1 protein-coding gene is annotated in these 1,615 nt (G+C 67.5%); it reads left to right on the top strand.

Going from position 1 to position 1,615, the window contains the following annotated elements; all coding sequences use genetic code 11:
- Positions 1-54 precede the first annotated feature (54 nt).
- On the top strand, positions 55-1,581 hold the full coding sequence (locus ON20_RS25940) for an ISL3 family transposase (RefSeq protein WP_040839690.1): 1,527 nt from the start codon (positions 55-57) through the stop codon (positions 1,579-1,581).
- Positions 1,582-1,615 lie beyond the last annotated feature (34 nt).

Genomic DNA, 1,615 nt, shown 5'->3' with positions numbered 1-1,615 from the left:
GGCTCTGGCCCGCTTTCGGTGGTGCCTGTGAGGTGACGGCGGCACGATAGCCCGGTGGCTGAGGTGAGTGTTGGTGTCGGCGTGATATTTTCGGGTCTGTCGCCACTGGTTGTCGAGGATGTGAGTGTGGCGGGTTCGCGGCTGGTGGTCCGGGCACGGACTCCTGGTGGTGTGGCGGAATGCCCGGGCTGTGGTGCGGGATCGAGCCGGGTTCATGGAGTTCACGAGCGGCGGCTGGCCGATCTGCCGGTCGATGGCCGCAGCGTGGTGGTGCGGGTGCGTGTCCGGCGCCTGTATTGCCCGACGCAGGGATGCCAGCGCACGTTCCGGGAACAGGTCCCCGGAGTGGTGGAACGCTATCAGCGGCGCACTGCGCGGTTGACCGGGCACGTGCGTGCGGCGGTGCGGGAGCTGGCCGGGCGGGCCGCGGTCCGAATGCTCGGGCGCTGGTCGGTGCGTTTGTCGCGGCAGACCGCGGTGCGGGCGCTGCTCGGCATTCCGCTGCAGACGCAGACTGTGCCGAGGGTGCTCAGTGTGGATGATTTCGCTTTGCTGCGCCGCCACCGCTACGGGACCGTGCTGATCGACGGCGCAACCCACCAGCGTGTCGATGTCCTGCCCGACCGCCGCTCGGCCACGTTGGAAGCCTGGTTGCGTGAGCATCCCGGCGTCGAGTTCGTCGTGCGTGACGGGTCGGCGACCTATGCCGAAGCGATCCGCCGCGGGGCCCCGACGGCGGTCCAGATCGCCGATCGCTGGCACCTGTGGCACAACCTGGTGCGAGCAGCGGAGAAGGTGGTCGCCGCCCACGCTCGCTGTTGGGCTGCTGCCGGCCCGAAGCGCCGGCAGTTGACCCGTGAAACCACTACCCTGGCCCGCTGGCACGCCATCCATGATCTCCTCGACCGCGGGGTCGGACTCATGGACTGCGCCCGCAGGCTCGGCCTCGGCTTGAACACCGTGAAACGGTATTCCCGTGTCAGCGAACCCGAGAAGTTGCGCCGCCCACCGCAATACCGGGCAAGTCTGGTGGACCCTTACCGTGATCATCTGCGTGCCCGTCGCGACACAGAGCCCGGCGTCGCGGTCACTACCCTTTTGGCCGAGATCACCGATCTCGGTTACACCGGTAGCCTGAATCTCCTGCACAAGTACCTGAATCAGGGCCGTGCCGAGTCCGACCGGGTCATGCCCTCGCCCCGGCGGCTCACTGCCTGGATCACCACCCGCCCCAGCGAATTGGGCGAGCAGCGGAACGCTCATCTCACCGAACTGCTGGCCACCTGTCCGGACCTGACGGTGCTTGCGGAGCTGGTGAGCAGGTTCGCCCGCATCGTCACCGAGCACCGCGGCCGTGACCTCGACGGCTGGATGAGCAGCGCCCGCACCGCGGCGCTACCGGAACTCGATCCGTTCCTGCGCGGTATCGACCGCGATTACCACGCGGTCCTGGCCGGACTCTGCATGCCTTACAGCAACGGCCCGGTCGAGGGTGTGAACACGAAAACGAAGCTGATCAAACGACAAATGTATGGTCGCGCCGGATTCCGGCTGCTTCGCCACCGCATCCTCCTGGCCTGAACCCACCAGCCACCACCGAAAGTGGGCCAGAGCC

This window comes from Nocardia brevicatena NBRC 12119, assembly GCF_000308495.1.
GTDB lineage: Bacteria > Actinomycetota > Actinomycetes > Mycobacteriales > Mycobacteriaceae > Nocardia > Nocardia brevicatena.
The sequence above is the reverse complement of the archived record's forward strand: the minus strand, read 5'-3'. Positions and strand labels throughout refer to the sequence as shown.